At 45.8% G+C, this 23,427-nt stretch carries 21 protein-coding genes, 1 riboswitch and 1 other annotated feature; of the genes, 5 read left to right on the top strand and 16 right to left on the bottom strand.

Features of this window, described 5'->3' with window-relative positions:
- Positions 1-56: 56 nt before the first annotated feature.
- The gene (gene pepV / locus KNQ05_RS01805; RefSeq protein WP_088837649.1) at positions 57-1,454 is read right to left on the bottom strand and encodes a dipeptidase PepV; all 1,398 of its coding nucleotides are present in this window, start codon (positions 1,452-1,454) and stop codon (positions 57-59) included.
- Positions 1,455-1,761: 307 nt separating this feature from the next.
- On the opposite strand from pepV, the gene KNQ05_RS01800 reads away from it, so the two are divergent.
- Both KNQ05_RS01800 and KNQ05_RS01795 read left to right on the top strand, forming a co-directional pair.
- The gene (locus KNQ05_RS01800; RefSeq protein WP_029331202.1) at positions 1,762-1,980 is read left to right on the top strand and encodes a DeoR family transcriptional regulator; all 219 of its coding nucleotides are present in this window, start codon (positions 1,762-1,764) and stop codon (positions 1,978-1,980) included.
- A 110-nt stretch (positions 1,981-2,090) separates the two neighbouring features.
- Positions 2,091-2,723, top strand: coding sequence for an SDR family oxidoreductase (locus KNQ05_RS01795; protein ID WP_214802046.1), 633 nt, complete (start codon positions 2,091-2,093; stop codon positions 2,721-2,723).
- Between the two features lie 74 nt (positions 2,724-2,797).
- Here the strand turns inward: KNQ05_RS01795 and KNQ05_RS01790 are convergent, their stop codons facing one another.
- Both KNQ05_RS01790 and KNQ05_RS01785 read right to left on the bottom strand, forming a co-directional pair.
- Entirely contained in the window at positions 2,798-3,517 is a 720-nt protein-coding gene (locus KNQ05_RS01790) for a pseudouridine synthase (protein ID WP_029331204.1), read from the bottom strand.
- Positions 3,504-5,168, bottom strand: a complete 1,665-nt coding sequence (locus KNQ05_RS01785; protein ID WP_088837651.1) for a putative polysaccharide biosynthesis protein — start codon at positions 5,166-5,168, stop codon at positions 3,504-3,506. Before KNQ05_RS01785 ends, KNQ05_RS01790 begins: the two co-directional genes overlap by 14 nt.
- A 379-nt stretch (positions 5,169-5,547) precedes the next feature.
- Here KNQ05_RS01785 and KNQ05_RS01780 point away from each other — a divergent pair, with 379 nt between their 5' ends.
- Complete coding sequence (locus tag KNQ05_RS01780; RefSeq protein ID WP_088837652.1) at positions 5,548-6,813, top strand: BaiN/RdsA family NAD(P)/FAD-dependent oxidoreductase; 1,266 nt, start codon at positions 5,548-5,550, stop codon at positions 6,811-6,813.
- A gap of 61 nt (positions 6,814-6,874) precedes the next feature.
- Here KNQ05_RS01780 and KNQ05_RS01775 read toward each other — a convergent pair whose 3' ends face one another.
- The 6 genes from KNQ05_RS01775 to KNQ05_RS01750 form a co-directional block, all read right to left on the bottom strand.
- Positions 6,875-7,855: a hypothetical protein gene (locus tag KNQ05_RS01775; RefSeq protein WP_214767961.1), complete on the bottom strand. Its 981-nt coding sequence runs from the start codon at positions 7,853-7,855 to the stop codon at positions 6,875-6,877.
- Positions 7,856-7,987: 132 nt separating this feature from the next.
- A complete protein-coding gene (leuS, locus tag KNQ05_RS01770; RefSeq protein WP_214767963.1) occupies positions 7,988-10,393 on the bottom strand; it encodes a leucine--tRNA ligase in 2,406 nt (801 codons plus the stop codon).
- Between the two features lie 46 nt (positions 10,394-10,439).
- Positions 10,440-10,662, bottom strand: a binding site (T-box leader).
- Between the two features lie 39 nt (positions 10,663-10,701).
- Positions 10,702-11,346 carry an HAD family hydrolase gene (locus tag KNQ05_RS01765; RefSeq protein ID WP_088837655.1) on the bottom strand — a complete coding sequence of 215 codons (645 nt, stop codon included), beginning with the start codon at positions 11,344-11,346 and terminating at the stop codon, positions 10,702-10,704.
- A gap of 61 nt (positions 11,347-11,407) precedes the next feature.
- Positions 11,408-12,136 (bottom strand): peptidoglycan bridge formation glycyltransferase FemA/FemB family protein, encoded by a 729-nt coding sequence (locus KNQ05_RS01760; RefSeq protein ID WP_088837656.1) that lies wholly within the window; start codon positions 12,134-12,136, stop codon positions 11,408-11,410.
- A gap of 33 nt (positions 12,137-12,169) precedes the next feature.
- Positions 12,170-12,439: a hypothetical protein gene (locus tag KNQ05_RS01755; RefSeq protein ID WP_088837657.1), complete on the bottom strand. Its 270-nt coding sequence runs from the start codon at positions 12,437-12,439 to the stop codon at positions 12,170-12,172.
- Positions 12,440-12,612: 173 nt separating this feature from the next.
- On the bottom strand, positions 12,613-13,788 hold the full coding sequence (locus KNQ05_RS01750; RefSeq protein WP_214804331.1) for an MDR family MFS transporter: 1,176 nt from the start codon (positions 13,786-13,788) through the stop codon (positions 12,613-12,615).
- A gap of 126 nt (positions 13,789-13,914) precedes the next feature.
- Here KNQ05_RS01750 and mnmM point away from each other — a divergent pair, with 126 nt between their 5' ends.
- On the top strand, positions 13,915-14,550 hold the full coding sequence (gene mnmM / locus KNQ05_RS01745; protein WP_157898525.1) for a tRNA 5-(aminomethyl)-2-thiouridylate-methyltransferase MnmM: 636 nt from the start codon (positions 13,915-13,917) through the stop codon (positions 14,548-14,550).
- A gap of 38 nt (positions 14,551-14,588) precedes the next feature.
- Here mnmM and KNQ05_RS01740 read toward each other — a convergent pair whose 3' ends face one another.
- From KNQ05_RS01740 to metK, 3 genes are all read right to left on the bottom strand, one after another.
- Positions 14,589-15,293, bottom strand: coding sequence for an alpha/beta fold hydrolase (locus KNQ05_RS01740; protein WP_088837660.1), 705 nt, complete (start codon positions 15,291-15,293; stop codon positions 14,589-14,591).
- A gap of 78 nt (positions 15,294-15,371) precedes the next feature.
- The gene (locus KNQ05_RS01735; protein ID WP_088837661.1) at positions 15,372-15,860 is read right to left on the bottom strand and encodes a GNAT family N-acetyltransferase; all 489 of its coding nucleotides are present in this window, start codon (positions 15,858-15,860) and stop codon (positions 15,372-15,374) included.
- A 141-nt stretch (positions 15,861-16,001) separates the two neighbouring features.
- Positions 16,002-17,210 (bottom strand): methionine adenosyltransferase, encoded by a 1,209-nt coding sequence (metK, locus tag KNQ05_RS01730; RefSeq protein ID WP_088837662.1) that lies wholly within the window; start codon positions 17,208-17,210, stop codon positions 16,002-16,004.
- Positions 17,211-17,338: 128 nt separating this feature from the next.
- Positions 17,339-17,465: riboswitch (SAM riboswitch) on the bottom strand.
- 232 nt (positions 17,466-17,697) lie between these two features.
- Here metK and pckA point away from each other — a divergent pair.
- Positions 17,698-19,266 carry a phosphoenolpyruvate carboxykinase (ATP) gene (gene pckA / locus KNQ05_RS01725; protein WP_214804330.1) on the top strand — a complete coding sequence of 523 codons (1,569 nt, stop codon included), beginning with the start codon at positions 17,698-17,700 and terminating at the stop codon, positions 19,264-19,266.
- A gap of 67 nt (positions 19,267-19,333) precedes the next feature.
- Here pckA and KNQ05_RS01720 read toward each other — a convergent pair whose 3' ends face one another.
- The 4 genes from KNQ05_RS01720 to KNQ05_RS01705 form a co-directional block, all read right to left on the bottom strand.
- A complete protein-coding gene (locus KNQ05_RS01720) occupies positions 19,334-20,590 on the bottom strand; it encodes an EAL and HDOD domain-containing protein (protein WP_088837664.1) in 1,257 nt (418 codons plus the stop codon).
- 164 nt (positions 20,591-20,754) lie between these two features.
- Positions 20,755-21,495 (bottom strand): alpha/beta hydrolase family protein, encoded by a 741-nt coding sequence (locus tag KNQ05_RS01715; RefSeq protein ID WP_239456741.1) that lies wholly within the window; start codon positions 21,493-21,495, stop codon positions 20,755-20,757.
- The gene (gene ytkD, locus KNQ05_RS01710; protein ID WP_029331221.1) at positions 21,467-21,940 is read right to left on the bottom strand and encodes an RNA deprotection pyrophosphohydrolase; all 474 of its coding nucleotides are present in this window, start codon (positions 21,938-21,940) and stop codon (positions 21,467-21,469) included. Before ytkD ends, KNQ05_RS01715 begins: the two co-directional genes overlap by 29 nt.
- A 133-nt stretch (positions 21,941-22,073) precedes the next feature.
- Positions 22,074-23,423: a glucose-6-phosphate isomerase gene (locus KNQ05_RS01705; RefSeq protein WP_029331222.1), complete on the bottom strand. Its 1,350-nt coding sequence runs from the start codon at positions 23,421-23,423 to the stop codon at positions 22,074-22,076.
- Positions 23,424-23,427: the final 4 nt, after the last annotated feature.

The following is a 23,427-nucleotide window of genomic DNA, read 5'->3' as shown; positions in this document are numbered from 1 at the left end:
CTTCCTTTCAAGAATCAATCCCCCGTCATCGATGTGCCGGGGGATTCATGTCCATATTATTTGGCTAGTTCATAAATCGCTTCTGCATAAATCGCGACCGCTAACAATAACTCTTCAAAATCAACGTATTCATCGACTTGGTGCGCGACTTCCGGACCACCCGGGAAAACTGGACCGAATGCAACACCTGCTGTTAACGAACGCGCGTACGTGCCTCCACCAATTGCAATCAAGTCCGCTTTTTGATTCGTGTGACGTTCATAGACAGCACTGAGCGTCTGAATCAATTCATGTTCTGGATCAACATGGTGCGGTGGCATGTGCGTCCGCGTCTGAAGGTCGAAACCATAGGCCGAAGCCGCTTCCTTGATCAACTGTAGACGCTCCGTGAAATCAGCGCTGTGCGGATAACGAATATTGAGTGACGCCGTTCCTTGTCCCTCTTCATAGCGGAAGACACCACCATTGATCGTTAAATCCCCCGTTTCATCTGATGCCGCGACACCCAATGCGACACCGCGTGAATCACGGAACATATGCATGACGAGTTCGATGTAACGCCGTCCATTGTAGTCGAGGTGAAGCGTACTTAAGAAACGAGCAAGGTGTAATGCCGCGTTTTTACCATTATCCGGCTCCATCGCATGCGCTGCTACTCCGAAGACGTCAAAGACAAGACCTTCTGCCGTTTGCTTCACTGTCCCTGTCAATCCTTGCTCTTCCAGGTAGGCATGGAATGAAGATTCAATCGATCCGTGTTCAGCTACATGGACCGTCGCTGTCGCATGACCCGGTACCATGTTCGGACGTTCTCCGCCTACGAACGTTACGAGATGATAACCTGTGTCTGCAGTTTGTGCTGGTTTCCCTTGGATCAAAAGGCCATCATATAATCCTTTTTCAGCATTGATGATTGGAAAATCAGCGTCTGGTGCAAATCCAATCGTCGGCATCTCTTCATGCTTGAAGTAGTGATTGACACAACGCCATTCGCTCTCTTCATCTCCACCAGCAATTAAACGAATCCGTTTCGATAACGGTAACCCTAACTCTTTGACGATTTTTAACGCATAGTATGCCGCAATCGTCGGTCCTTTATCATCAATCGCACCACGTGCATATAGTTTTCCGTCCGCTAGCGTCGGATTGAACGGTCCATACGTCCAGCTGTCCCCTCCAGCAGGAACAACGTCGAGATGGCAAAGAATCCCGAGCAGTTCTTCACCTTCACCATATTCAAGGTGCCCTGCATAACCGTCGACATTTTTTGTTTTGAACCCATCGCGCTCCCCAGTCGCTAACATCCAATCAAGTGCACGTTTGACTTCTAGACCAAACGGCGCCCCTTCTTGAATTGTTGTTTCATCGAGTATACTCGGTATGCGTAACAACTCTTTTAAGTCTGTCAAAAGTGCTTCGCGTCGCGTTAAAACTTCTTCTTTCCAATTTACCATATGACACCTCTCCCTTATCCGTTAATACGTTCACCTTTTCAGTATAGCGAATGTTCGGCGATTACGAACATCCAAAATCTTAATTCTTCCATTTCTCTTATTAAGACGAACATTAAAAAATAATAAAACGATTACATTCGTTAATCAATGTTCAATTTGTATGTTTTTTTCAATAACGTTCGGTTAAATTACTTGCATTCTATACTGAAAGAGTTATACTAAAGACGAAACAACTTGATATATCACCGTCTATTGTCACCCGAAGTTTTAGAACACTATTCTATCCATTGGGGGAGTGGTTATACCAATGAAAGATTCTACAGACCGTATGTTGACCCGAATTAAGTCGATCTATCTCTTTATCAACGAGAACGGAGCTACTACGACAGCAGAGTTGGTTGAAGAGTTTGGCATCACATCAAGGACCGTTCAACGGGATTTGAATGTGCTCGAATACAACAATCTCATTGTGAGCCCAAGACGTGGTACTTGGACATCAAGTAAAAAGCAACGCCAAGCCGGTTAATCAAGCAGTTTCAACACTATTTTTCTTTTACGACGCGAATCCTTCGCGTCTTTTTTTGTTTTTATTTTTAACAGACGGGTATACCTAGTCTAGAGAAGGAGATGATTTGAATGAATATCATTATTATTGGAGCAAACGGAACAACAGGTCGAAAAATGGTTGAATTGATTGCAAAACAAGGACAACATCAAGCGATTGCTGTGGTCCGAGAAGAAAATCAAATAAACGATTTAATCGCTCTTGGTGCATCTGAAGTACGAATCGGTGATTTAACAGAAGACATGTCGAATGTCGTTAAAGATGCTGACGTTACGATTTTCGCAGCAGGTGCCGGTGGAGCATCGGACGAATTGACTCGCGCTGTCGATAAAGATGGAGCCATCAAAGTCATCGATGCATCAAAAGCAAACGGAATTGAACGCTTCATCATGCTCAGCTCTGTCGGTACGGATAATCCGCGTGGCGAACTAAAAGTTTATCTCGAATCAAAGTCCGCTGCCGACGAACACTTAAGAGCGAGTGGACTTGATTACACAATCGTCCGCCCTGGTCCATTGAGTGATGAGGACGCAAGTGGTACAGTCGAAATCAAAGAACACTTTGAATCGTACGAAGATCGTAAAGTCCCACGTGCCGATGTCGCCACACTGCTCGTGACATTAGTCGACCACAAAACACAATCACGTCAATTCGAAGTATTAAGCGGTCCTTTCCCAATCGCGGAAGCACTCCGGAACGTTTAATCTGCTCTTCAATTGATGGAATCCAAATAAAAAAACGCTTCTGCCAAGTGCAGGAGCGTTTTTTGACACGACACTTATTCCGGTGTCCAGTCGAACAGCGCTAACTCGCCACGCGTCAGTTCACGGTACTCACCTGGTTCGAGTGTCGAATCAAGTGGCAATTCACCAATCGATAGACGTTTTAAATACGTCACTTCTTTTCCTAACGCCAGCATCATCCGTTTGACTTGATGGAACTTGCCTTCTGTAATCGTCAGTTCCAGAGTCGATGTCTCATCCGTCGCCTCTAAGATTACGAGTTTCCCCGGTTTCGTTTTATATCCATCCTCCAACGTGACACCTTCTTGTACTTCAATCACGTCTTCTTCCGTCAACGTACCGATGACTTCTGCATAGTACGTTTTCGCAACATGTTTTTTCGGTGACATCAACGCATGATTAAATGAACCGTCGTTCGTCAACAGTAATAAACCTTCCGTGTCTTTATCCAGTCGCCCGACCGGGAATGGTTTGAAGTATGTCACGTCCTCGAACAATAACTCAATCACTGTTTGGTCCCGCTTGTCTTCCGTCGCACTGATTACACCAGGCGGTTTGTTCATCATCAAGTAGATATATTTTTGATAAACGACAGGTTCACCATACATGAGAATATCTTGTGTCTCGACATCGACATGCTGTTTCGGGTCGAGTACAATCTCACCATCTACTTGAATCGCACCGGATTTTAAGAGTTGTTTGACTTCTTTACGGGAGCCTGCCCCCATATTGGATAACAATTTATCTAGCCGCATTGCCACGTCCTCGTTTCATTGAAAATTTTCTTCCTAATACTGCTTCTGCCAGTCCCGTCCAAATGGCTAATCCGGCAAAAATCACGATGCCAAGTCCCGCACCGACGATTAAAATCGCGAGCGACGCAAGTGTCGTTTCTGGCAAGAATGCAACCATTCCCCATTTCACGAGTGCAACACCGATACCCATGATGGCACTGATGATCGTGATTAACGATGTCCGGCGCAAGACACTACTGAACGGAAAATCGACCGTTTGGGTGATGCGGAAGAACATTAACCCTGTCGCGACGAGGTACCCGAGAATCGTTGCATACCCGGCACCCGTTCCGTCACCTGTCAAATGAATCAACGGTGCGTTTAGTAAATACTTCGTCACTAGTCCGGCAAGTGTCGCAATGATTGTAAAGTATTGGCGATTGATTCCTTGTAAGACGGCTGCCGTTACAGAGTAAAGCGCTAGGAACAGCGCACTTGGAGCATAACTTAAAAGATACACCCATGCCTCCTGGTCTTTCGGGAAGAGGACATGGAATGTCTCTTGACTCAATAAAATCATCCCGACGACGGCTGGAATCGTGACGAAAAATGCCAATTGATAAATTTGTGAAATTTGTTTTTTAACTTTTTTCATGTTGCCTTGCGTGAATGATGCTGTCAACAACGGCGTTGCCGACAACGACAATCCGGTTGCGACCGAAACAGGAATCAGGACGATTTTATGACTGTCGGCAATTAAATACGCTGTCGCGTTACCCGCTGCCTCAAGTGTATACCCGATACTTTGCAAGGCTGCGTTCATCGTATTTTGATCGATGACTTGATAAAGTGGCGTCGATAACCCGACCATGACGATCGGAATCGCATATGTCAAAAGTTCTTTGTAAAGATCTGTTAACGGCCGTTCCGGTGATTGAACCGTTTGACTGTCACGTAATTCTTGTAATCCGGGAGCACGCTTCCGGAAATAGTAAACGAGGATTGCCACACTTCCGATTGCTCCAATGAATGCACTGAAGGTCGCAATCGTTGCGGCCCATGCTGCATCCGCATCGAAGATATAAATCGCAATGCTAACACCTGCCAGTAAAAACACAATTCGAACGATTTGTTCAAGAATTTGCGAAATTGCTGTGGGTCCCATCGATTGGTAACCTTGAAAATATCCGCGCGTCATGCTCATCGGTGGGATGAGTAATAACGCGAAGCTGACCCCGCGAATCGTCATCGTCACGGCATCGATGTAAGAATCCGAATTGACGTCACCGCCAGGAATTGCCCGATGTGCAAGATAGGGGGCAAGTAAGAATAAGGCGATGAACGAAACGATACCGGTCAAAGACATGATCTTTAATCCAGAACGATACAGACGTTCACTCGTATCGTATTCGCCAAGTGCATTATATTTAGCGACGAATTTAGAGACGGCGACTGGAATACCCGCTGTCGCCAGCCCGATCATGATTGCATAGTAGTTATACGCATACGTATAAAACATGATGCCGGTCGCACCGACCATAAACTGAAAAGGAAACAGGTAAATCAGACCAAGGGCTCGTGAAATCAGTGATGCTCCAGACAAGAGCATCGTTCCACGAACGAATCCCGAGTTACTGGATGAAGTCGATTGCTTTTTGTTAACAGTGGCCATGGTAACTTCCCTCACGCTTTCTTTTTTTATTAAAATTAGACGAGAATACTCCCACTTTTAAACGTTCAGCGCGTAGTCCTAGTGTGAGTGGGAGATGAATCGTCTTCGGGCAAGACGTGTCTTCCGACACGTCAATTGTCCGACACTCTTAGTTTGAAAACAACCAAGATCAGGAATCCTCTACCTCTAAGCGAAGCGTAGGTGGAGGTAGTTCAACGCTTGACAACCTATAATATATTGTCTCAATTAACAAGTTCTATGATGCACAATTGCAAATCATTATACCGCTCCCCTCTCATAAAAGAAAGAGACGGTTTGTTTACAGACCGAACTTCTGCTAAAGTGGAACAAGCAGAAAACTATTCAATGAGGTGACAGCATGTACGATGTAATCGTAATCGGAGGCGGACCGAGCGGCTTGATGGCAACGCTCGCCTCTTTACAAGCAGGCGCGAAAACACTCCTGCTCGATAAAGGAAATAAATTGGGAAGAAAACTTGCGATTTCCGGTGGTGGGCGTTGTAACGTCACGAATCGTAAACCGCTCGACGAACTCGTCCAGTCGATCCCAGGAAACGGACGTTTTTTATACAGCGCCTTTTCACAATTCAGTAACGAGTCGATCATCGACCTGTTCGAAGGGTTTGGTGTGGCGTTAAAAGAAGAAGATAACGGGCGGATGTTCCCTGTCTCGGATAAAGCAGCTGACGTCGTCCGTGTCTTGATTGATCAAATCCGAGCGCACGGTGCCGAGATTCAAACGAATGCAGAAGTCGCGTCGCTCGAGTTTCACACAGACGGTTCATTTGCAGCCGTTCTCATGCAAGACGGCACACGCCTTGAAGCGAACAGTTGTGTCGTTGCAGTCGGTGGACAATCCGTGCCCCATACGGGTTCGACCGGTGACGGGTACCCATGGGCTGAAAAAGCTGGTCATACGATTACCGAACTTTTCCCGACCGAAGTCCCGATCTTACTGAACGATGCTTTTATTCAAGCGAAATCACTTCAAGGGCTCTCGCTCCGCGACGTCGCTTTGACGGTTCACGGAAAAAAAGATAAAGCCATTAAAACACACACGGGTGATTTGCTCTTTACGCATTTCGGGCTGAGCGGTCCGATCGCACTACGTTGCAGCCAATATACAATCAAGGAACGCAAACGCTCCGGCGAACGAATCGTTCATTTATCCGTCGACTTATTCCCAGAAGAATCAATCGGAGCATTGACGGAACGTTTTCAGGCTGCGCTTGCAGCCAATCCGAAAAAAACCGTCCGAAACGCCTTAAAGGGATTCGTACCGGAACGTTTGCTTGAATTACTCTTCACACAAATCGGTTTTGGTGACGAAGTTTGTACGCAAGTGAAGAAACAAGATTTCACGCAACTGCTGACAACATTAAAACGTTTCCCACTTCATGCGACCGGGACACTTGATTTTGATAAAGCCTTCGTCACGGGCGGAGGGGTCTCAATCAAAGAAATCCATCCAAAAACGATGATGTCGAAAAAAGCAGACGGTCTATTCTTTGCCGGAGAAATTTTAGACATTCATGGTTATACCGGCGGCTACAACATTACAGCTGCTTTTGTAACAGGACACTGTGCCGGAACGAATGCTGCTCTACTCAATCAAACGACGTAATTTAAAAAAGGTGTTCGTTCGTGATTTTTTTCACGAACGAACACCTTTTTAATTTTTTTGATCAATCGATCGGGGTAAACGAACGGCTCGAAAATTTATCTGTTTCGACCAAAGCAAACAGTTCATTGTCTTGAACAAAGATTCCTTCTGCCCCGTATACTTTCGGACTTGCAGATTCTCCCGTGATCGTCTTATCCTTCGCATCAATCGAATAAAGATACAAGGAATCGGAGTCCAACGTATAAATGCGCCCTTGTCGTTCTGCGAGTCCAATCGGACGGAAATTTTCTTCAAATGCTTTTTTTGCATCTGCCCGCATACCATCTGCAGCATCGATTCGATCTCGCGTAACAACCGTCAAATACGGAGGTTTCTGCTTTTTCTTGAGTTTCTTTTTCTCTTTTGCTGTCGCATCAGGATCAATTTTAATTTCATCTTGCTTCATTTTAAAATACGTCAATTCGATGCGCCCTAACGACCGGATGTTATTGATCGTGTAAAATTCTTTTTCTTCAGCATCGTACCCAAGCCCATGAAAATTATCTCGAATGGTCGTGCCTTTGATTTTTTCACGCGTTTCTTCCGACCATGCACCGTCTTTTCGCGTAATCGTCACAAGAATTTGATTTGATGTCAGTAATGCTACCGTTTCACCATCAACGAGTGCCATTCCGTCAAGCCCTGCGAGTAACAGTTTGCCATCATTCTTCAATTGGAAGGAAGCATTGATTCGCTCGCCCGTCCCACTGACTTCAAAGAAATGATAATCTTCCGTCACAACAAGATAGGAACCAATCGAATCATCATATAACATCTGTTGAACATCCTTGATTAATGGTTCTTCCGGATTCGGAATCGAAGAAGGAAGGCTTGGCGGCACTTGTTTGACAGCCGCTTGGTGTTTTGATTGCGTCTCGATTTTTGTGAAGGTCTCTTGAATTTGCACTAACGTCTCTGGTTTTGAGAAGACGAGTAGAATACAAAGGATCAGACCGGAGACGACGGCAAAAATCGTTGTATAGACTATATAGGATCGTTTCATTTACACAAATCGCCTTTCTCTCTCGGTTTCTGATTCAGTGTAGCAGAAGGCGCACTAAAAAAAAAGCGGACGCGAGACTGAATTCAAAAACAATCCCCTTCCTCCATGACTACATGGGCAAGGGGATTCGTATTAGTTTGCTACGATATTGATGAGCTTTTTCGGTACGACGATGACTTTACGAACCGTCTTGTCGCCAATCCACTCTTTTGTTTTTTCATCTGCAAAAGCGAGTGCTTCGATTTCTTCTTTTGTTGCGTCGATACTGATTGTCAATTTTGAACGGACTTTTCCGTTGACTTGAATGACGAACTCTATCGTATCACTGACGAGTTTCGTTTCATCATATGTCGGCCATGCCGCATACGTTAATGTCTCTTCAAACCCTAGTTGCTCCCATAACTCTTCCCCGAGGTGAGGTGCGACTGGTGTCAACAACTGAATGAATCCACGAAGGAAGTGACGCGGTAACACTTGCTGTTTGTTCGCTTCGTTGACGAAGACCATCAACTGCGAAATCCCTGTGTTGAATTGAATGTTCGAGAAGTCTTCCGTCACTTTCTTGACGGTCTGGTGATAGACACGTTCAAAGTCGGCATCAACCGTCTCGACATCTTGAATGTCTGCAGTCCGTTCGAACAAACGCCAGACGCGGTCAAGGAAGCGACGTGCACCGTCGAGCCCATTTTCCGACCAAGATACGGACGCATCGAGTGGTCCCATGAACATTTCGTACAGACGAAGCGTATCTGCTCCGTGTGATTTGACGATTTCATCCGGATTGATGACGTTCCCGCGTGATTTAGACATTTTTTCGTTGTTTTCGCCAAGAATCATCCCTTGGTTATACAGCTTTTGGAATGGCTCTTTCGTCGGAACAACGCCGATGTCGTATAACACTTTGTGCCAGAAACGTGCGTACAGTAAGTGAAGGACCGCATGTTCTGCCCCACCGATATAAATATCGACCGGAAGCCAGTATTTTAATTTCTCCGGATCCGCGAGTGCCTCTTCATTATGCGGATCGATGAAACGAAGGTAGTACCAGCAGCTACCGCCCCATTGTGGCATCGTGTTCGTTTCGCGGCGTCCTTTCATCCCTGTCACAGGATCCGTATAGTCGAGCCACTCTTCTGCAAGAGCAAGCGGCGACTCTCCTGTTCCCGACGGTTTGATTTCAGGAATCATCGGAAGTTCAAGCGGCAACTCTTCTTTATCCAGCGTCTTCATCGTTCCATCTTCCATATGGACGACTGGAATCGGCTCGCCCCAATAGCGTTGACGGCTAAAGAGCCAGTCACGCAGACGATACGTAATTTTCTTCCGTCCGACTTGGTTCGTTTCGAGTTCCGCGATGATGGTTTCGATTGCGTCCGCCTTCGAGAGACCGTCGAGCATTTGTGAATTGACATGCTCCCCTTCTCCCGTATACGCTGCTTCGTCGACATTTCCGCCTTTTACGACTTCGATGATTGGAAGGTCAAACTGTTTCGCAAACTCATGATCGCGTTCGTCATGTGCCGGAACGGCCATGATGGCACCTGTTCCATACGTCGCAAGAACATAGTCGGCAATCCAGATCGGAAGACGTTCGCCAGAAATCGGGTTGACGGCGAACGCACCCGTGAAGACACCTGTCTTCTCTTTTGCAAGATCCGTCCGTTCAAGATCCGATTTCGTCTGAACAGACGCGATATAACGTTCGACTGCTGCCTGATGTTCTGCTGTCATGATGTCCGCGACGAATGGATGCTCCGGTGCTAAGACGAGGTACGTTGCGCCGAAGACTGTATCCGGACGTGTCGTGAAGACCGTGACTTGTTTTTTGTGGCCGTCAATCGTAAAGTCGATTTCCGCACCTTCCGATTTACCAATCCAGTTCCGCTGCATTTCTTTCACCGACTCCGGCCAATCGAGTTCATCTAAATCGTCGAGGAGACGGTCCGCGTATTCCGTAATCTTAAGGACCCACTGGCGCATCGGGACACGGACGACGGGATGATTTCCACGTTCAGACAATCCATCGATGACTTCTTCATTCGCAAGGACCGTTCCAAGTGCCGGGCACCAGTTGACTGCCACTTCATCGACGAACGCAAGTCCTTTTTCGTACAGTTGTGTAAAGATCCACTGTGTCCATTTGTAGTATTTCGGATCCGTCGTATTGATTTCACGGTCCCAATCATATGAAAAACCGAGGTCTTTCAACTGACGTTTGAACGTTTCAATATTTTGTGCCGTGAACTCACGCGGGTCATTCCCCGTATCGAGTGCATACTGTTCTGCCGGGAGTCCGAACGCATCCCATCCCATTGGGTGAAGGACGTTATACCCTTGCATCCGTTTCATCCGTGCGAGGATATCCGTTGCCGTGTATCCTTCCGGGTGTCCGACATGCAGTCCTGCTCCCGATGGATAAGGAAACATGTCGAGGGCATAAAAGCCTTCCTTACTTGGGTCTTCCGTCGTTACGAACGCGTTATCCTGTTCCCAGCGCGCTTGCCATTTTGGTTCAATCTCACGATGATTATACGACATCTATTCTTCCTCCTCTGATTAAAAAAACCGGTCCTCCGCCCCTAAGAATAGGGACGAAAGACCGGTTTGGCTTCCGCGGTACCACCCACGTTGTCTGTCAATGACAGACCGCTTGACTCACAGATAACGGTGTGAAGGACCGGATTCGCTACTCGTTGTTCACGAATCATGCTCCCTGACGAGTTCATGGACAGTTCCGACTGGTTTGCACCACCCACCAGTTCTCTAAACGGAATGTCTCCACTACTACTTCAGTTCGTTGCATCTGACTATCTATTAGTTAGTTTAATCTGAATCTTAATCAACCGTCAACGTTTCCGTAAAATTTCTCCAATCGCAGCATGTGTTGAAACCTGATGATCCGCGTGATGTAACATCTGCCCCGGCATCCGGTCGTCGAGTAACGCGATGACTTCCATCCCAGCTTTTTTCGCCCCCATCATGCCGTTCGCCGCGTCCTCAATGACGATACATGACTCTGGGGCGAGACCCATCCGTTTTGCTGTCAGCTCGAAGATAGCTGGGTCCGGTTTAGAGCGCGGGACTTCAAAACCGCTCGTGTAGGCGTCGACTGTCAACCCATAAAATGCGATGACGCGTTCAATTTTTTCAAGCGAACTCGATGATGCAATTGCAATCCCGTAACCTTCGCTTCGAGCGATACTCATCAACTCATGAACCCCTTCCTTTAATCCACAGTCTTCCGGCTTGGCGTGTTGTTGAAATAAGTCATGTTCCTGTGCAAGTAACACATCCGTTTGATGCGGTAAGCGATGTTGTTCAATTAATTCCTGCCACATCTCGTCGCCCGTCTTACCCATGAAGGTCGCATATTGAACTAAATCAAGTGGAATCCCGAGTTGATGAAACATTTTTTTATGTACCCCAAAGTAGCGAATTTCACTATCTAAAATGACGCCATCCATATCGAAGATTAAACCCCTCGTTTGCATCCCATTCACTCCTTTTTTTGATTTTAACAAAAAAAACGACAGTGATGGACTGTCGTTTTTATCATTTCGAAATCAGTGTTGGTTGCGAACGATATCCCGGAAAATAATGTTCCAACTCTCCGTCTCCATAGAGCTGGCACAGTTGTTCATATTGAGCAGGCAGTAGAACATTTTTTCCTAAATGATATTCAAATAAACGATAGCCCGTATAGCGACACTTACTCTCGAACAGGCTATCACGCTCTTTATACCCGCCACCTAAATGCTGTTCGACCAACCCGGCATCTTTCGCACATAAAATAGCCTCAAATTCTAACCGTTGATTTGGATAGACCTTATGTTCATCCCGCTTACAGCCAATCAAATGACCATGTGCAAATTCTCGGCCAAGTAAAACGAAGTAACCTCCGATGATTTCCTCGTTAAGTTCTGCAATCAAGAGGAGCGGCGTACAGAGGCTCGTCGACTCAAATAACTGTTCGAAGTAGTCTCGAGAAAAGTAGTAATGGCTCGAGGCATCCTTTCGGTCCATCGTCTGATAATACAACTGAATGAATGATTGTAAATCTTCGTGTGTCCCTCGTCGGACAACTAAGTCAGAAGCCAATGATTTCCGAACCATACTCCGCGTCTTTTTATGAAATGTCTGTGTAATTTCTTCTACGGATGGTCGTAAGTCGATACTCGTAGTATGTCGAATAAATTCTTTTTGCGTCCAGTGGTGCGCAAACCGCTGATTTTCAGTCAACGGATTGTATCGGATCAACTCTGTGACAATCTTTTTCTGCAATGCCCAGTCATAAAAGGAAGTTCGAGCCTCTGCTCACTCCTTTTCAGTCAAATCACCCACCACTTCAGGACCGCCATATCCGTATGGAGTAATCAAATCCCAATACTCCGTATCAAAAATAGCTCGTTTTAAGAAAGGATAAAACAGTTTCCCGGCCTCTCCTTGAAAATAAATCAACCCGGGATGTTCCCCTTCTCGTGCATTTAACATAACGTATTCATAACTGTAAAAGATGTCTAGCGGCTGATTGCGAATAAGTGCTGTCCAAGTTGCCTGATCGTCGATGAAAACGCACTTTGCCATTATGGTACACCTCCTGTTAAAAAACAGACCATAAAAATAAAATTAAATTTCTTTAATTTGATTAATTAATTAAATTTTACCTCTTTAAGTCACTACCCTGTTTGATTTCTTTTATTCCGTCCAGCAAAAAAAGACCAACTATTTCTTTTTCGAAACAGTTGGTCTAAGATATCTTAATTGATTTTAGGAATTGCTCGAACAAATACGATACCTGCAAGTAAAATCAATCCGATTAGCGTCAAGAAGACCGCATTCATCCCAGATAAATCGTAAATCAATCCACCGACCGTCGGACTAATCATCCGTCCAGCGGAAGCCGCAATGTTGACGTACCCTTGGAATTCCCCTTCTTTACCGATCGGTGCAAGTCGTGCCGCCATCGCAGGGACAGCTGGCCAGATGAACATCTCTCCAATCGTTAAAATGACCATCGCAACAAGAAACATTTCAAACCCTTCAGCAAACGGTACGATGAGATAGGATAATAAGAAGATGCCCGTTCCCGTCAATAATTGACGTTTTAAATCATCTCCGAACCATCTTAAAATCGGCGTCAAGAGCGGTTGTGCGAAGACGATTAATGCTCCATTGATTGTCCATAAAATCGAGTACTCGGAAATCGTCACACCAAGTGATTTCGTGTGGACGGCAAACGTTCCTTGCCATTGTACGTAAACGAACCAAAGCAACGCATACCCGACTGAAACGTAGAGCATCGTCCGAACCGACTCCTTCGATAACGGCTCACGGACTTCTTCCGTCGTAAACTCTTTTTGTCGTTTAACCTGCGGCGCCTGAATCCAGTTCAAACCTATGAACAGAACAATCGCAAACACTACATAGAGCAATAAGTTCGCGATGAAGATAAATTGAATATCAATCGCAGCAATTTGACCACTGACTGCCGTACCGAGCGCAACTCCAACGTTTTGTGCTACATAGATTGCATTAAAGGCACGTCGTCCGCCTTTTGGCCAAATCAGACCGGTTAATGCGTAAATCGTCGGGAACACCATCCCCCCGACGAAACCGATCAATCCAAGCATCGTCACATAACCAATGAATGTCTGATGGAACAACAGCAGACCAATCGAAGCAATCACGAGTCCGATGACACTGATGATGAGCGTCCGCTTCCCACCTAAACGATCAAACGCTTTTCCACCCATGTAATTTCCGACGATTGCGAGCGCAGAGTTGACGAACAAGGCCATTCCTGCCTTGGTCATGGATTCGCCTAAGTATTCATGAATATATAATGTATTAAACGGCCATAAAAAAGAGGCTCCTGTCGTATTGATCGCCATCGCCAACACGAGGATCCAGACCGCACGAGGTAATTTCGGCATAATAGGTGTCCTCCAATATAGTTCTCACCCTTGCCACTTTACGAAATTGTTCTGTGTTCTGTCAAGAAACTTCATTTTGAATGAATCATCGGAATAATGGTATAATCAGGAACAAAAGAATACGTGATGAACGAACAAAGAATAATCTTACTTGAACAGGAGTCTGAACCCATGTCACTAGCCCGCGTCTTACCTTACGCCAAAGAACTCTTAGAATCTGTCATCCACGAAGGAGATTGTGTCGTCGATATGACTGCCGGAAATGGTCACGATACCTTGTTTCTTGCGGAACAAGTCGGACCAGACGGTCGTGTCATCGCCTTCGATGTACAAGAACAAGCGATTGAAGAAACGAAACGTCGTCTAGAAACCGCTCACGTCAAAGAGTGGGTCGATCTCTACCACGAAAGTCATATTCATGTTGGCGCACGCCTCGTTAATGAAGCCCGTCCGATTCGAGCGGGCGTTTTCAATCTTGGTTATTTACCAGGAAGTGACAAGTCCGTCACGACGACCGGTGAAGATACGTTAGAAGCGCTAGGTGCTTTGTTACCTGTCCTCGTACCCGGCGGTTTAATCGTCCTCGTCATCTATCATGGACATGTAGAAGGAAGACGTGAACGGGATGCTGTTCTCGATTATGTCGAAAGTCTTTCGCAGCAAGACTACGCCGTCTTACAGTATCGTTTTCTCAATCAACAAAACAATCCACCTTTCATCATCGCCATCGAAAAAAAATTAAAAAAGCAAACACTCGATTAATAGTAAAAGACGCTGTCAGCACGACAGCGTCTTTTTTGTCATTCCTCAACCATCTTCAAAAAAAGCAATAATTTTTCAGCGAACCGCGTATTGAGACGTTCAAAGCTGAAATGCGGAAATCCATGGAGCCGTTGAAGATAGATTTGATCGCCACCCATTTTCCGGCAAATCTCTAACGTATATTTTACGTCCGCGAATTGATCGTCCGGTGCATAAAAACAAGCGAGGTTGACTCGTGGTAATTTCTTCCGCTCTTCATCATGTAGGACGATTTCTTCTTCAATCTCCCGGTACTGTGCATATGTCAACTCTCCGAGACGTGCCGTATCTTCACTATTTTGACCAAACGGCAACATCCCGAGTGGCGCATCCGGTCGAAAACGATCGAATGCACTTGCAAATACTTGTTTGACGCCACCGAGTTGTTTTGAATTATGCCAATCAAATAGTGGCGAAATATACGACAAACTCGCAATCGGCAATTCATATTCCTGCAGTAGCCGGTTGACGACGAGTGCGCCCATGCTGCAGGCGATGATGTGAATCGGTAACTTTCGTTTTCCGGCTTCTCGTAAAGCATCCTTCAGCAGTTGTTGATGTTCCTCAAGCGATATCCGGCGCGGAGCATCTACACGTAACACTTCATAATCCTTTTCAAGGACTCGAATTAATGCATCGCTCGGCGTCGCTCGCAGTTGAAGGGGATAGACGAGTACGATAATTCCTGTTGCTTGATCTTCCACAAACTCACCTCTTCATACAAGTATCTCTGTATTATAACGTTTACATCTTGATGTCAAAAACCATCTTAAGTCGGATTTTCATTCATATATACGCTTTAAGCGTGTCACAGGTTCCACTTGACCGAAAATTTCTTCAGTCGTTTCACTTTCTTCTTTAAAACCGAAAGAGACTAGAAACTGGCGCGCTTTATAGTTTCTTGATTCAACGTAGACTTCAATTGGGGAAGCACCTTGGTGTTCAAGTTCACGAATCAACTTTCGCCCAATCCCATTTTGTTGATATTTCGGTAGTACGTACAAGCGAACGATTTCCCACGTGCCGTCAACATCGATTGCATGGATGAAACCGACGATTTCTTCCTCGATAATGGCGACATTGAAATATTCTCCCCGCGCTTCCTCCGCCGTCCGAATTGCTCGAACGACTTCTTCTTGCGGATACGCCTCTTGTACGAAATGGGCTTTCGAGCTTTCCGAGTAAATCTCTTCATACGTATCCATCCAAGAGGTAATGGCAATATCATGAATGCGTGCCGCATCAGTAGGAATTGCTTCGCGTATCTCCATATCGGACTCCCCCTTTTTTCCGTTTACCGGTACATGTTCTTTTACCCTTTTCTAGAAAAATCATTCGTTTCCCTGCAAAGTTCGAGACAAACAAAAAAAGTTCAGAAACAAACTCATGCGAGTCTGCTTCTGAACTGAAAATTAAGCGAATCGTTTCGCTTGTTCTTCAAGAATTGCTGCTTTATCTGTTTGCTCCCATGGTAATTCGATATCTGTACGACCGAAATGACCATAAGCTGCTGTCTGACGATAAATCGGACGGCGAAGATCAAGCATCTTGATGATCCCTGCTGGGCGAAGATCGAAATTTTCGGCAACGAGTTCGACGAGTTGTGCTTCTGGAAGTTTACCTGTTCCAAACGTATCAACTGCAATCGATACTGGGTGCGCGACACCAATCGCATACGCAAGTTGAACTTCTGCTTTATCTGCAAGACCAGAAGCTACGAGGTTTTTCGCGACGTAACGTGCTGCATATGCTGCAGAACGGTCAACTTTTGTTGGATCTTTACCAGAGAATGCGCCGCCGCCATGACGTGCATAGCCACCATACGTATCAACGATGATTTTACGTCCAGTTAATCCTGCATCACCTTGTGGTCCACCGATGACGAAGCGACCTGTCGGGTTAATGAAGAACTTTGTTTCCGCATCGATGTATTCTGATGGAATCACAGGTGCGATGACATGCTCTTTCAGGTCTGCTTGGATTTGCTCAAGCGTCACTTCTTCTGCATGTTGTGTTGAGATGACGATTGTATCGACACGAACCGGTTCGTTGTTCTCATTGTATTCTACAGTTACTTGCGTCTTACCATCCGGACGGAGGTAGTCAAGTTGTCCAGTTTTACGGACTTCTGCGAGACGACGAGCAAGTTTGTGTGAAAGTGAGATCGGAAGTGGCATCAATTCAGGCGTTTCTTTCGTTGCATAACCGAACATGAGACCTTGGTCCCCTGCACCGATTGCATCGATTTCTTCATCTGACATGTTACCTTCGCGTGCTTCAAGCGCTTGGTCAACACCGAGAGCGATATCTGCTGATTGCTCATCGATTGAAGTCAATACAGCACAAGTGTCTGCATCGAAACCATATTTAGCGCGTGTATAGCCAATCTCACGAATTGTTTCGCGAACGACTTTCGGGATATCGACATAAGTCGATGTCGTGATTTCACCTGCGACGAGGACAAGTCCTGTCGTGACAGATGTTTCAGCAGCGACACGAGCATTCGGATCGGCTGCGAGGATTGCATCTAAGATAGAATCCGAGATTTGGTCACAGATTTTATCCGGGTGACCTTCAGTAACTGACTCCGACGTAAATAGTCGGCGATTAAGGTTTGTCATGTTTGACCCTCCCAAAAAAGAATTTGACGGTGTACTCATTTCCCCTAGTTGAGTGGGACGGTAAAATGAAAAAAACCTCTCCATGTCCAAAAAATGGTCAGGGAAAGGTTGTGCGTTCTTCCTTTACCCTCTTATCGTTCGAAGTGTTTACTTCGCTTCAGGAGAGCACCTTTTCCTTCATTAATAGAATTCTTAATGTAGGACGGTTGCCGGGTTTCTTCGGGCCTTGTTCCCTCCACCTGCTCAGAATAAGAGTATCCGTTACGAATTACATGATATAAAGTTGTGACCACTCTGTCAAGCTACGTTTTAATTTCTAGTCGAAACTTTCCCGAAGAGATGTTAAACTGTTAATGCTGAAAGCGTTTCCAAATAAATAGAAATCAGCGCTAAAAAAGGATTGCTCATCCTTTAGTATGTCATATATAATAAATGTGTCATACTAAATGTCAGAGCTAAACCAACGTAGGGGAAAGGTGGGGTCAGGATGCCGATGACGGTCCTGAATATCGAAGAGCTACTCAAGAAGGAGCATGTGTTCAAACAACTATCTGTTGCTGAGCTAGTCGAACATGCAATTCGTAACGAAGAAGGGGTTCTTGCTGAAAATGGCGCTCTGTCTGTAGAAACGGGGAAATTTACAGGTCGTTCACCTAAAGACAAGTTCATTGTTCGCGATCAGTCATGCGAGTCACATATCGATTGGGGCCATGTCAATCAACCGATGGAAGCAGACAACTTCGCGCAACTTTTACAAAAAGTTCTTCGCTACATGAATGAAGCAGATCAGCTCTACTACACAGAAGCTGCTGCTGGTGCAGACACTCATTTTACCCTTCCGGTTCGGATCGTGACACAATATGCTTGGCATAATTTGTTTGCAAAACAACTATTTTTGCGTGAATATCCGACAGAAGCTGCTTTTGAGCCTTTCACGGTTATTTATGCGCCTCACTTCAAAGCAGATCCGAAAGTCGATGGAACGAATTCCGAAACGTTCATCGCCATGTCATTCGAACATCGGATTGTCTTAATCGGTGGAACAGAATATGCGGGCGAAATCAAAAAATCGATTTTCTCTGTCATGAACTACCTTTTACCTCAACGAGACGTCTTATCGATGCATTGCTCGGCTAACGTCGGTCATGAGGGTGACGTCGCCTTATTCTTCGGATTATCCGGTACTGGTAAGACCACACTGTCTGCTGACGACAGTCGTCAATTGATTGGTGACGATGAGCACGGGTGGTCCAACGACGGCGTCTTCAATATCGAAGGTGGCTGTTACGCAAAAACGGTCAACCTATCGCGCGAAAAAGAACCACAAATCTTTGATGCGATTCGGTTTGGCACTGTCCTTGAAAACGTCGTCCTCGATGATGCACGAATTCCTGACTATGATGATACGTCAAAAACGGAAAACACACGGGCCGCTTATCCGATTACAGCGATTGATAATATTGCAGTACCATCACGCGCCGGACATCCGAAAACGATTGTCTTTTTAACAGCTGATGCTTACGGCGTCCTGCCGCCAATCAGTAAGTTGACGAAGGAGCAAGCGATGTATCACTTCTTATCCGGGTATACATCGAAGTTAGCCGGGACAGAGCGTGGCGTAACAGAACCGGAAGCGACATTCTCGACATGCTTCGGTTCACCCTTCTTACCGCTCATTCCTGAAAAATATGCAACGATGCTCGGTGAGCTCATCGACCGGCACGGTGTCACGGTTTACCTCGTCAATACAGGCTGGACGGGTGGCGCATATGGGACGGGAAGTCGGATGAAGCTTGCATATACACGGACGATGGTCAATGCAGCTGTCAACGGCACACTCGCTGATATCCCGACGGAAGAGCATCCGATTTTCGGGCTACACATGCCGCTCGAAGTCCCTGGTGTCCCAAGCGACTTGCTCAACCCTGTCAAAGTTTGGTCGGATGCTGATGCGTATGAACAACAAGCACGGGCTTTGGCGACTAAATTCAAACAAAATTTCACACGGTTCGACAGTGCAACTACTGAAATCAAATCAGCAGGGCCACGTGTTTAATTAAATTAAGATAATTAAAAGGCACCAGACACTGTATGTTCAGTGAGCTGGTGCCTTTTAACGTCCATCAGACGATTGAATCTTCTTCATCCGGTTGCAAATGAAGTTCTTTTTTAGTCAACCAATCTTGACTCTCTTTTAATAGTGCATAGGCACGCTGTTTTGAAATACCAAAACGATGGGTTAGTTTTTCAAACTGTTCAAATTCACCACGGTCGGCACTAATCGCGAGCAATAAACAATCACGAAACGGATGATCTTTTCCTTGTAACACGATTTTCAACGTCGACTCGATTGGTAATTGATCAATGATTTCATCAATATCGACTGACAGTAATGCATCGATATGCGAGAGTAAGCCAATCATGTAGGCACTTTCCGGACGTAACGTCTTTGTTTCAAGTGCAAATAACTCGCATAACTTGGCACAATGCAGTGAAGAACGCAACAACTCGTCTGACCACTTGTACGGACTCGCAAGTCGCATCTCTCGTAAAACGATTAACGAAATCCAACTTTTAAGTTGTGAAAACCCGAGTAGTGAAATCGCTTGACGAACGGATTCGACGGTATTTCGAAGACCAATCCCGGGAGAATTGATGAGCTGGAGGACTTGCACACTAATGTATGGATTTCCTTCGATTTCATCGACGACTTGGTCATAATACTCATCTGATTCGAGCCACTTCAACATCTTTAACAATACAGGCAATTGTGGCGGAACAGCCTTCCCTTTCATCAACATCGGTTTTGCATAAAAATAGCCTTGGAACCAGTCGTACCCCATGCTCAAACTACGAAGATGATCTTCATGCGTTTCGACACGCTCTGCCAACAAACGGATATGCGGATAGTTTCGTTTAACGATATGTAAAATCGCACTTTGTTCACGTGGGTTGATTGCTTCGATATCAATTTTTATTAAATCAATTAAATCAAACAACTCTGGACCATGATTTCGTAATAAATCCGTCACGAAATCATCCAAGGCCAATTGAAATCCAGCCTCTTTCCATTTTTTCAAAACCGACAGCATATGTGAATCGATGACGACGGTCTCAAGCACCTCGATGACAAATCGTTCCGGATCTAAGTGATCAATCAGCTCACCTTGTAATAAATCACCGGTGAAATTGATGAATAAACGTTTTCCTTCTGCCACTCGATCGACACCTAAATGGACGAGCGTATTCGTCAACACGTCCATCGTCGCTAATTCACCATCAAAAATAGCAGGCGCTTCCACTGAACGATATAATAATTCAAATGCATCGATGGCACCGGATCGATTCACGATTGGTTGTCGTGCCAGCAAGATTTCCATCCCGTTCTCCCCTTTTGTCTTCCACCCTATTGTTCACTTCATATTTTCTAGTATACCAAATATTGTTTTTTGTTTAAAAAATGCTTTTTTAAAACATATCAATGTTACTGATTTCCTAAAAAAAGTCACCCCGGCTGTTCGAGGTGACTACATCCTATGTTCCATCAGCGCAACATCCAATCAATGATTTCCTTCGTCACAGCAAATTTTTCGTGCAACGGAAATTGATGGGCCTGCTCGTAAATACGAAGCCGCGTCTGACTCGGATAGCGCGCAGCATAATTCGTTGCATGACGTAAGCGAACCTTTTGATCGTACCGTCCGTGAATCAGCAAGACTTGCCCTTGTGGAGCGGCGTAGAGCGGCGAACGGATTTGATACGCTTGTTGTTGCGTCTCTGGCAATCCACCCGTGAAACGGCGTAACATTTTTTGCATCGTTCTCTGTTCTTCATATGTCCAGACGAGATTCGTCACCCCTGCCCATGAGACCGTGCGCGCGACCGGGCGATGATGTGCCAACAACAAGGCCATCTGCCCACCACGAGAGAAGCCAAACACCGAGACGCGTTCCGCGTGACGGGTTAACCAATCATATGCCCCTGTTGCATCACGAATATCATGATGACCAAAATCTTCCTTCCCTGTGCCTCCTAAGTTCCCTCGGTAAAAAGGGGCCATGACTAAAAATCCGGCTTGAGCAAACTGCATCAGTCGCGTCGGTCGAACCATTCCGATATTACGTGTCCCGCCACGTAAATACAGCATCCCTTGCCCATTCGGACGTGTCGGTAAAACGACATAGGCACCGACCCGTTCGTGATCAGATGTTTCATAGTATATACGAAACGTCCGGAAGGGACCTTGCTTCGGCAATTCAAACCAATCGGCGTTCGGCGAGTACACGAAGTGTCTCCGGAAGGACACGGTCCTTCATCATAAAGCTGTATTTTCGATTCGCGTCAAGACGCTGCGGGAGGTCGTCCAACAAAAAGGCTCCGTCTGTCTCATCGACAGCGAGATGCGGAACGAGTGATTCGATTTCGGCGAAGTAGATATTCTTAATGATTGTATCGCCTCGTCCTTCGACACGATATTGACCAATGTAGGCGAGGCTTGCGATGCTACCGCCTGTCTCCTCCATCACTTCCCGGCGTGCCGCTTCTTCCGCTGTTTCACCCGGTTCGACTTTTCCCCCAGGAAACTCGTACCCGCGCTGCTTATGATGCGTCAATAGCCATTTCCCCTCGTACACGGCAATGACCCAGACATGGAGAGGTTTTGTCGAGAAAGGATGATCATCGAAACTCAACTCAACTTGATTTTGATAGTAATCTAAAAATCTAATCACGTACGTGCACCTCATTTCTTCTTCTACCTTCACTTTACCTGTTTCGAAAGCATTCTAAAAGTGAAAGTGCGTAGGAATCGAGGAGAATGACAAAAAAAGGCATCCCCTGTCATCCAGGAGATGCCTTTCCAACTTATTTCAAGCGTGCTTCGAGCTCTGCTTTTTCTGCTTCAAAACCAGGTTTTCCGAGAAGTGCGAACATATTTTTCTTATATGCCTCAACACCCGGTTGGTCGAATGGGTTAACTCCAAGAAGATAACCGCTCATCGCGCAAGCTTTTTCGAAGAAGTAGAACAAGAATCCGAGATGGTACGGCGTCATCTCTGGTAATTCGACTGTTAAGTTCGGAACTTGACCATCTGTATGAGCAAGTAACGTCCCTTCTGCCGCTTTATCGTTGACGAATTGGATTGATTTCCCTTCGAGGAAGTTCAAGCCGTCAAGATCTTGTGCATCTTTTTCAATCGTCAATTCATGACGCGCTTGACCGACTTTAATGACCGTCTCAAACAAATCACGACGCCCCTCTTGCACGTATTGACCCATCGAGTGTAAATCTGTCGAGAAGTCGACCGCTGCCGGGAAGATCCCTTTGAAGTCTTTTCCTTCTGATTCTCCGTACAACTGTTTCCACCATTCTGATACATAATGTAACGCTGGTTCGTAGTTAACGAGAAGCTCGATCGTTTTTCCTTTTGCATATAATGCATTTCGGACGACAGCATATTGATATGCTTCATTTTCAGCCAGGTTTTCGTTCGCAAATTTCTCTTGTGCGTCACGCGCGCCAGCCATCAATTCTTCGATTGAAATACCAGCAGCAGCGATTGGCAAAAGACCGACCGGTGTCAAGACAGAGAAACGTCCACCGACATCATCCGGAATGACGAACGTCTGGTATCCTTCTGAGTCAGCAAGTGTTTTTAACGCCCCACGTGCTTTGTCCGTCGTTGCATAAATTCGGTTTTTTGCTTCAGCCTGACCGTATTTCTCTTCCATGAACGATTTCAACAATCGGAATGAAATTGCCGGCTCCGTCGTCGTCCCTGATTTAGAGATGATGTTGACCGAGACGTCTTTTCCTTCAAGCACTTCAAATAAATCGTGCAGATACGTCGATGAAATGTTATGACCCGCATAAATGATTTGTGGCGCCTTCCGCTCGTCTTTTGATAACAGGTTGTGGAAGGAATGACCTAACATCTCGATTGCGGCACGCGCTCCGAGGTAAGATCCACCGATTCCGACGACGAGCAAGACGTCTGAATCTGATTTGATTTTTTCAGCTGATTCTTGAATGCGAGCGAACTCCGCTTTGTCATAGTTCGTCGGTAAGTCGACCCATCCGAGGAAGTCGCTGCCGGCACCTGTGCCATTATGAATCGCTCCATGTAATGTCTTAACCGTGTCTGCCATGTAATCTACTTCATGTTGCCCTACGAATTGTAATGCTTTCGAATAATCAAAACGTACCGTTGTCATTCCA

This window comes from Exiguobacterium sp. s125, from assembly GCF_018618605.1.
Taxonomy (GTDB): Bacteria; Bacillota; Bacilli; order Exiguobacteriales; family Exiguobacteriaceae; genus Exiguobacterium_A; species Exiguobacterium_A oxidotolerans.
This window is presented reverse-complemented; position numbering and strand designations above follow the sequence as displayed.